This is a genomic window from Sphingomonas sp. (assembly GCF_036387535.1).
Lineage (GTDB): Bacteria > Pseudomonadota > Alphaproteobacteria > Sphingomonadales > Sphingomonadaceae > Sphingomonas_R.
The window spans coordinates 1-8,677 of the sequence record NZ_DASVTO010000108.1; the positions used below are offsets into that span (position 1 = coordinate 1).

An 8,677-nucleotide genomic window follows, 5' to 3' on the forward strand; every position below is an offset into this window, starting at 1 on the left:
GCCGCGTCCGCTACCAGTCCGGACGGCGCGCAACAATCTTCTTCACAGGCGCAATTTCGCCGCTAGTCTTTGGAGCAACCGGGGAACACCCGCGTCGCTTACCAAAGGGAGTTGCAGCATGGTGCTGCCCACAGCCGATCCAACATTCGAGCCAGCGACCGCGCATGTCAGCCGGAGCGACGGCGAGACATGGTTCGGGCATCCGCGCCAATTGGCCCGCCTGTTCACCACGGAGATGTGGGAACGGTTCGGCTTCTACGGCATGCGCGCGCTGCTCACGCTCTATCTGGCCCAGCATTTCCTGTTCAGCGACACGACCACCAACGGGCTCTATGGCGGGTTCACGGCGTTGGTGTACCTGACTCCCCTGATCGGCGGGCTGCTCGCGGATCGCTACCTCGGCTCGAAGCGATCGGTGAAGTTCGGCGCTATCGTCATGGCCGCCGGATATTTCACGCTCTGCTTCGGCGGTCAGACCGCGAAGCCCTATGCGATCATCGAAGGCACGCGTTATGAGGTGCAGGTTGACAAGGCTGCCGGGGCGGAACAGCAATATGTCATCGACGGCGCACGGCGTCTGGCGATCAAGGGCAATGAGAACGGGTCCGTATCGCTCTACGCGCCCGACGGAACGTCCGCACGGACGGTGGCAAAGGGCGCGTTCGTCTCGGGCGCCGATCGCAACCCCTTCTACACGACGGTGCTGCTGATCGGGCTGTCGCTGATCTGCATCGGCAACGGGTTCTTCAAGCCGAACATATCGACAATGGTGGGCGCGCTGTACCCGCGTGGTGATGGCAGGCGCGATGCCGGTTTCACCATTTTCTACATGGGCATCAACCTGGGCAGCCTGCTGTCGCAGATCCTGTGTCCGTTCGTGGCGGTGGCGTTTGGATGGTGGGCAGGGTTCGGGCTGGCAGCCTTGGGCATGTTGTGTTCGTGGAGCCTGATCCAGTTCGATGGCGGCAAGCTGAACGGTTATGGCGAGCCGCCGGCCGACCAGTTGAAGGACCGGACGATCCCGATCTTTCTTGCGGCGATCGTGGCCGTACCTGTCGCCTGGTTCCTGTTCGTCAATCTGATGAACGCGCCGGTGAGCAGCGGGCAGGGGATCATCGGATATCTGATTGCTCTCCCGATCATGGGGAAGGCCCTGTTCACCTCGTTCCTGCTCGCCGTGCCGGTCATCCTGATTTGGTCATGGCGCGATGGCAGCCGCGCGGAATTCCAGATGATGGTTGCGGCGATGGTGCTCATCATCTTCAACGTCGTGTTCTGGACGCTGTTCGAGCAGGCTGGATCCTCGTTGACCCTGTTTGCGGATCGCAACACCGACCTGTCGATCTTCGGCTTGTTCAGCCTGTCGGCCGGACAGACGCAGTTTTTCAATGCGTTTTTCATCGTGACGCTCGCCCCTTTGTTCAGCATGCTTTGGAACGCCCTTGCGAGGCGAGGACGGGAACCCTCCACGCCGGTCAAGTTCGGGATCGCGCTGATCGGCGTGGGTGCCGGGTTTCTTGTGCTGGTGTGGGGAACGCAGTTTGCAGGCCCCGATTTTCGGGTTTCGGTGTGGTGGCTCGCACTGCTCTACATGATCCACTCCATGGCCGAGTTGTGCATTTCGCCGGTCGGTCTGTCGATGATCACCAAATTGTCGATCGCCCGGATCGTCGGGTTGATGATGGGTGTCTGGTTCCTGTCGATTTCCTGCGCGCAATATGTGGCGGGTATCGTCGCGCAGGTCGCCAGCGTGGAGACGGTCGGTGGGCAGGTGACAAATCTGAAGGTATCGCTTGTCACATATTCCGAGGTTTTCTGGACGATCGGCTGGATTTCGGCAGCCATCGGCGGCGTCCTGCTGCTGCTGTCGCCGCTGATCAGGAAGTGGATGCACGGTGTCAATTAAACATTCTTTTTCCCTGCTTGCCCTTGTTCTGGTGGCTTGTGCACAGACTCCGCCACCGAAGACCGCGGCAGCGCCCGTGCAACGCGGACCGGCAAAGCCGAGTTTCGATCATGATCCGTACCCATCGACCTATCATCCCTATCCCGGCGTTCCCACGCTGGTGACGAATGTCACCATCTATGATGGGGAGGGCGGGCGGATCGACGGGGGATCGGTGCTGTTCGCGGACGGCAAGATCGTGGCGCTGGGGCAGACGGTGGCGGCGCCGGCGGGGGCGACCGTGATCGACGGGCGCGGCAAATGGGTGACGCCGGGCGTGATCGATATCCACAGCCATCTGGGCGATTATCCCAGCCCCGGCGTGCAGGCACTGTCCGACGGCAACGAGGCGACGGGGCCGGTGCGGGCGGAGGTATGGGCGGAGCATAGTGTGTGGCCGCAGGATCCGGGATTCAGCCGTGCGCTGGCCAATGGCGGGGTGACCACGCTGCAGATCCTGCCGGGGTCGGCGAACCTGTTCGGCGGACGCGGCGTGACGTTGAAGAATGTCTATGCCCGCACCGCGCAGGGGATGAAGTTTCCGGGTGCGCCCTACAGCCTGAAAATGGCGTGCGGCGAGAATCCGAAGCGCGTCTATGGCAGCAAGGGGCAGATGCCGGCGACACGGATGGGCAATATCGCGGTCGACCGCCAGACGTGGATCGAAGCGAGCGATTACAAGCGCAAATGGGATGCGTATGAAAAGAAGCTGGCCGACGGCACGGCAAAGCCAGCCGACCAGCCCGGCCGCAACCTGCGCAACGAGACGCTGATGGGCGTGCTGAACGGCGAGATCACCGTGCAGAACCATTGTTACCGTGCCGACGAGATGGCGCAGGTCATCGATATGGCGAAGGAGTTCGGGTACAAGGTGACCGCGTTCCATCACGCGGTCGAAGCGTACAAGATTGCGGACCTGCTAAAAGCGAACGGAATCTGTGCCGCGGTTTGGGCCGACTGGTACGGGTTCAAGATGGAAAGCTATGACGCGGTCAACGAGAATCTGCCGTTGCTGCAGAAGGCCGGCGCCTGCGCGATGATCCATTCGGATGATGCGAATGGCATCCAGCGATTGAACCAGGAAGTCGCCAAGACGCTGGCCGACGGGCGGCGGATGGGGATCGCTATCCCGGACGAGGTCGCGTGGGAATGGCTGTCGATCAATCCGGCGAAGGCGCTGCGCATCGACGACCGGACCGGCAGCCTGAAACCCGGCAAGATGGCGGATGTGGTGTTGTGGAACGGCAACCCGCTGAGCGTCTACACAAGGCCCGAAAAGGTCTGGATCGACGGGGCGCTGCTTTATGATGCGGATGATCCGAAACGCCGGCCGGTGTCGGATTTCGAGCTGGGCCAGCCGGGCGAAGGGGATGTGAAGTGATGGTCCGGGCGATGATGCTGGCGGCGTCGATGCTGGCTGCGCCACTGGCCGCGCAGACCGTGGCGATCACCAATGCGAAGCTGGCGATCGGCGATGGCAGTGCGCCGATCGACGGCGGGACCGTGGTCATCACCGGCGGGCGGGTGGCGGCCGCAGGACGCGGTGTCGCTGTGCCGGTCGGCGCGCGGGTGGTGGATGCCGCGGGCAAGTGGGTGTCGCCGGGGCTGGTGGCCGGGTTCACGCGGCTGGGCATCGTCGAGGTGGACGGCGTGCGGGAGACCGACGATGCGGCCGCAAACACGTCGGATTTCTCTGCGGCGCTGGATGTCTCGGTCGCGGTGAACCCGCGCGAGACACCGATCGCGATCAACCGCGCCGAAGGGATCACCCGTGCAGTGGTGGCGCCGGGAACAGGCAAGACGATCTTCGCCGGGCAGGGCGCGGTCATTGATCTGGGTTCGGACAGCCAGGCGGTGATGCGGGCGCGCGCATTCCAGTTCGTGGAGTTCGGGGAAAGTGCCGCTGCCACGGCAGGCGGCAGCCGCCCCGCCGCCTATGCGATGTTCCGCAACGCCTTGCTGGAAGCGCGCGGCTTCGCAGGCAAGGCGCAGACCGGCGGGCGCATTGCGGACGGCATGCTGACCAAGCTGGACGCCGCGGCGCTGGTGCCGATGGTCGAAGGGCGCGTGCCGATGCTGGTGCATGTCGAACGCGCATCCGATATCATCCAGGTGCTGGAGTTGAAGCGCGAGTTTCCGGCGCTGAAACTGGTGCTGGTCGGTGCATCTGAAGCGTGGATGGTCGCGTCGCAGATTGCCGCCGCGCGGGTGCCGGTACTGGCGTCGGCGCTGGCGGACCTGCCCGCCAGTTTCGAGGCGCTGGCCGCGACGCAATCGAACATTGGCCGGTTGCAGGCGGCGGGCGTGACGGTCGGGATCGGCATGATCAACGACGACGAGGCGCGGCAGGCGCGGCTTATCAAGCAATATGCCGGCAATCTGGTCGCGCTGACCCGCGTGCCGGGCGCGACGGGGCTGGACTGGGGCCATGCGCTGGCGACGATCAGTTCAGGGCCGGCGGCCGCGCTGGGACTGGACGGCGAGATCGGATCGCTGCGCGCCGGACGTCGCGGAGATGTGGTGATCTGGGACGGTGATCCGCTGGAGTTGTCCTCGGCCCCGGTCATGGTGCTGATCGATGGGGTGGAACAGCCGCTGATCAATCGCCAGACGCGGTTGCGCGATCGCTATGCGGTGCCGCAGGAAGGGGTGTTGCCGAAAGCCTATGAGCGGTAAAGGCCTGCGATAAGGTCGTCATCGGCGCGAGCCGGGATCTCGGTGGGGCCTCGTCGGCACCCGCTGCCGCGAGCCTCCAGCTTTCGCCGGGATAACGGTTCGGTGAAGTGCCTTCATATCGGGAGTGTCATCCCGGCTAAGGCCGGGATCTCTCTCGGCCTGGAGGTACGTGCCCCACCTGGGTGGTTGAAAGTAGGATCAGGTATGACTCGCAGATATTTCGGAACCGACGGTATCCGCGGGCGGACCAACAGCCCCCCGATGACCGCGGAGATCGCGATGAAGGTTGGGCAGGCGGCGGGTGCACATTTCCTGCGCGGCAGCCACCGGCACCGGGTGGTGATCGGCAAGGACACGCGGTTGTCGGGCTATATGATGGAATCGGCGCTGGTTGCCGGGTTCACGTCGGTCGGCATGGACGTGGTGATGGTAGGGCCGATGCCGACGCCGGCGGTGGCGATGCTGACCCGGTCGATGCGCGCGGACCTGGGCGTGATGATATCGGCCAGCCATAACCCGTTCGCGGACAATGGCATCAAATTGTTCGGGCCTGACGGATACAAGCTGAGCGATCAGGACGAACTGGCGATCGAGGCGTTGCTCGACGGAACCCCGACGCTGGCGCCTGCCGAGCAGATCGGCCGGGCGCGGCGGGTGGAGGATGCGCGCGGGCGCTATATCCACGCCGCCAAGTCGACCTTTCCCGAACATCTGCGGCTTGATGGATTGCGGGTCGTGGTGGATTGCGCGAACGGCGCCGCTTATCAGGTGGCACCTGCCGCGCTGTGGGAACTGGGTGCGGATGTGATCGCGCTGGGCGTGACGCCGGACGGAACCAACATCAACGAGCGGACCGGATCGACCGACCCGGCCGCGCTGCGCGCAAAGGTGCTGGAAACGCGTGCGGATATCGGGATCGCGCTGGACGGCGACGCCGATCGGCTGATCGTGGTCGACGAGCGTGGGACCATCGTCGACGGGGACCAGCTGATGGCGCTGATCGGGGCGTCCTGGCATCAACGCGGGCTATTGCAAGGTGGCGGCGTGGTGGCGACGGTGATGTCCAATCTGGGTCTGGAGCGCTTCATGACCGCGCAGGGGCTGACGCTGCACCGGACCGCGGTGGGCGACCGTTATGTGGTGGAGGCGATGCGGGCCAAGGGCTTCAACGTGGGCGGCGAGCAATCCGGGCATATCATCATGACCGATTATGCGACCACCGGCGACGGCCTGGTGGCGGCGTTGCAGGTGCTGGCGGCGCTGGTGTCCGACGGCCGACCGGCCAGCACGTTGCTGCGCCAGTTCGAGCCGTTGCCGCAATTGCTGAAGAATGTGCGCTTCGCCGGCGGGCAACCGCTGGAAGATGCGGCCGTGCAGAAGGCGATCGCGGGCGCGGAAGAAAGGCTGGCCGGCACCGGACGGCTGGTGATCCGCAAGTCCGGGACCGAACCGCTGATCCGCGTGATGGCTGAGGGTGAGGACGAGGCGCTGGTCGGCGCGCTGGTCGAGGAGATCTGCCAGTCGGTGCGGCGCGCTGCGGCGTGAGCATCGCACGCATCCTGGTGATTGCCGGATCGGACAGCGGCGGCGGCGCGGGAATCCAGGCGGATATCAAGACGGTGATGGCACTGGGCGGCCATGCCACGACCGCTATCACCGCAATCACCGTGCAGAACACGCTGGGCGTCAGCGACGTCATGCCGGTGCCGGCGGCGATGGTGCTGGCGCAGATCGACGCGGTGGTGGACGATATCGGTGTCGACGCGGTGAAGATCGGCATGATCGGATCGGCTACAGTCGCGGAGGCGGTGGCGGACCGGCTGGCCCGGCTGCCCGGCGTACCGATCGTGTTCGATCCTGTGATGGTCGCGACCAGCGGTGCCGCGCTGGCGGACGCCGCCACCATCGCGGCGTTCGCGCGGCTGATGGCGCTGGCTACGGTGACGACGCCCAATCTGCCCGAACTTGCCGCGCTGACCGGAACCGAGGATGTCGCGCAGGGAGCACGGATGCTGGTCGACCGGCATCGCGGGGCGGTGCTGGCCAAGGGCGGGCACGGCGCAGGCGCGGAACTGATCGACCGGTTGTTCACCGCGCAGGGTGTGACCGCGTGGCATGACCCGCGGATCGAGACGCGGCACACGCATGGCACCGGATGCACGCTGGCCAGTGCGATCGCCACGGGACTGGGTCAGGGCATGGCGTTGGAGCGGGCAGTGGCGGCTGCGCGGATGTTCGTGCAGCAGGCGTTGCGCGCCGCACCCGGGCTGGGGCGCGGACACGGCCCGATGGGACATGGATTGACGCGGGACCCGGCCGGGCTGTCGATCGTTAGCACCTGACCGATCTTTCAGTGAAGTTCCGGCGGGAGCGACGGACATGCCTTTCGACGGTAGCGGATATCAAGGACCACCGGGCACACCCGAGCCGCCGAAGCGCCATCCGGCGCAGGAACGGGTTTTGACGGCAATCGCGGTCTGGTTCGTGCTGATGCTGTTCCTGCTGCCGATTTCCGCGGGCACGCTGGTCGATATCGTACGCTATATTTCGGGCTGACCTGGATCACCAAGGGGTAGGCGGCCTTGTCGACCGGGTTGAAGAGCGGCCGGCGGATCGGTAATCGCGCGGGGATGAGCGGACCGGATTTCAGGATCGAGCGTGGCCATCCGGCGCCGATCGTCGGGGTGGACGAGGCCGGGCGGGGGCCGTTGGCGGGCCCGGTGGTGGCCGCGGCGGTCCTGCTGAACCGGCGGCGGACACCGAAGGGCGTCGATGACAGCAAGAAGCTCTGCGCGCGCAGACGAGCCGATCTGTACGGAGAGATCTGTGCGAAGGCGGTGGTGGGCGTCGGGATTGCGAGCGTCGCGGAAATCGACACGATCAACATCTATCATGCGACGATGCTGGCGATGGCGCGGGCGGTGGACGCGCTGGTGATCGCGGCGGGTGGGGCAGAGCCGTCGATGGTGCTGGTCGATGGCAACGCCCTGCCGAAGTGGCGCTATCCGGCGACTGCGGTCGTCGGGGGTGATGCGCTGTGCCTGTCAATTGCCGCGGCATCGATCGTCGCCAAGCATGAACGGGACCGCATGATGCTGGATTATGATGCCGCGCACCCGGGCTATGGCTGGTCCCGGAACAAGGGCTATGGCACGGCGGCGCATCTGGCGGCGTTGAACAGCCTGGGGCCGAGCCCGATCCACCGCCGCAGCTTCGCCCCGGTGCGGCAGCTATTGCTGATCTGAAATCCGCGCGTCAGTCGAGTCGGCTGGACTGGACATAGGCGAGGCAACCGCGCTGGCGGGACCAGTCATCGCCGAAACACGCATCGGCGTCGCTGACGTGCCGAGCGCTGGCCCAGCGATAGCCTTCGTCAAAGGTCGAGCAGCCGGCACAATCGCCCGTCCCACCGGCAAGCGCAGGATCAACGGCATAGAGCGCGCGCGGATAGATGGGTTCCTGATCGAAGGCGGATTGGCGGCGAAGGCCATCGACCGTCGTCAGGCCCAACAAGCCGCCGAACACGGCCGCCGCGAACCCGGACAAGAGCGTTGCACGAACCTGTCCCGTCATGTGCCGCCCCCGAAACGCTGCGATGATCGCATTGATGAAGCCCAACCGGCCGATACCGATCCGGTTCCCGTCAATAATAAGTGGGTGCGAGTCCCTGGTGCCACACCACCACCCGTTGAGTCCGCCGGATGTCCGAGACTCAACATGCGGTGCGAAGACTCCCTTTGTTCTCCATGTGGCGCGACTCGGCAGGAATCCGAGGATTCGGCCTGGCCTTGACGGGTCGGTCGCAACGACTCAGGGTGCCTGCAAGCGATTGAGGACGGCGAAGATGGGCGTAGCGAAGACGATCGACGCGAGCAGCGTTCCGGTGTTGCGAACCGTCGCCAAGCCCAAGCTGACCATGCTGTCGCTGGACACGATCCTGATGGGCGATTGTGTCGCCGCGATGCGGGGAATGCCGGATCGATCGGTCGACATGATCTTTGCCGATCCGCCCTATAATCTGCAGCTGGGCGGCGAGTTGCTGCGACCCGAGGGCGG

General features: G+C 65.2%; 7 protein-coding genes and 1 pseudogene. 7 read left to right on the forward strand and 1 reads right to left on the reverse strand.

The features are described from left to right. Positions 1 to 118: 118 nt before the first annotated feature. From VF649_RS10085 to VF649_RS10110, 6 genes are all read left to right on the forward strand, one after another. Complete coding sequence (locus VF649_RS10085) at positions 119 to 1,906, forward strand: peptide MFS transporter (RefSeq protein ID WP_331011829.1); 1,788 nt, start codon at positions 119 to 121, stop codon at positions 1,904 to 1,906. Positions 1,907 to 1,982: 76 nt separating this feature from the next. Then, positions 1,983 to 3,326 carry an amidohydrolase gene (locus VF649_RS10090; protein WP_331011830.1) on the forward strand — a complete coding sequence of 448 codons (1,344 nt, stop codon included), beginning with the start codon at positions 1,983 to 1,985 and terminating at the stop codon, positions 3,324 to 3,326. Beyond that, positions 3,326 to 4,621, forward strand: a complete 1,296-nt coding sequence (locus VF649_RS10095; protein ID WP_331011831.1) for an amidohydrolase family protein — start codon at positions 3,326 to 3,328, stop codon at positions 4,619 to 4,621. The genes VF649_RS10090 and VF649_RS10095 overlap by 1 nt, the downstream gene beginning before the upstream one ends. 204 nt (positions 4,622 to 4,825) lie before the next feature. Continuing rightward, positions 4,826 to 6,166, forward strand: coding sequence for a phosphoglucosamine mutase (gene glmM / locus VF649_RS10100; protein ID WP_331011832.1), 1,341 nt, complete (start codon positions 4,826 to 4,828; stop codon positions 6,164 to 6,166). Then, positions 6,163 to 6,963 carry a bifunctional hydroxymethylpyrimidine kinase/phosphomethylpyrimidine kinase gene (gene thiD, locus VF649_RS10105; protein ID WP_331011833.1) on the forward strand — a complete coding sequence of 267 codons (801 nt, stop codon included), beginning with the start codon at positions 6,163 to 6,165 and terminating at the stop codon, positions 6,961 to 6,963. The genes glmM and thiD overlap by 4 nt, the downstream gene beginning before the upstream one ends. 288 nt (positions 6,964 to 7,251) lie before the next feature. Then, complete coding sequence (locus VF649_RS10110; RefSeq protein ID WP_331011835.1) at positions 7,252 to 7,866, forward strand: ribonuclease HII; 615 nt, start codon at positions 7,252 to 7,254, stop codon at positions 7,864 to 7,866. A gap of 10 nt (positions 7,867 to 7,876) precedes the next feature. Here VF649_RS10110 and VF649_RS10115 read toward each other — a convergent pair whose 3' ends face one another. After that, a complete protein-coding gene (locus VF649_RS10115) occupies positions 7,877 to 8,194 on the reverse strand; it encodes a hypothetical protein (RefSeq protein ID WP_331011834.1) in 318 nt (105 codons plus the stop codon). A gap of 271 nt (positions 8,195 to 8,465) precedes the next feature. Between VF649_RS10115 and VF649_RS10120 the strand changes: the two are divergent. Then, a pseudogene (locus VF649_RS10120) lies at positions 8,466 to 8,677 on the forward strand (site-specific DNA-methyltransferase); the annotation flags it as partial.

Coding starts and splice junctions, on each gene's coding strand:
- VF649_RS10085 (WP_331011829.1), top strand. CDS start 119: ATGGTGCTGCCCACAGCCGATCCAACATTCGAGCCAGCGACCGCGCAT.
- VF649_RS10095 (WP_331011831.1), top strand. CDS start 3,326: ATGGTCCGGGCGATGATGCTGGCGGCGTCGATGCTGGCTGCGCCACTG.
- glmM (WP_331011832.1), top strand. CDS start 4,826: ATGACTCGCAGATATTTCGGAACCGACGGTATCCGCGGGCGGACCAAC.
- VF649_RS10110 (WP_331011835.1), top strand. CDS start 7,252: ATGAGCGGACCGGATTTCAGGATCGAGCGTGGCCATCCGGCGCCGATC.
- VF649_RS10115 (WP_331011834.1), bottom strand. CDS start 8,194: ATGACGGGACAGGTTCGTGCAACGCTCTTGTCCGGGTTCGCGGCGGCC.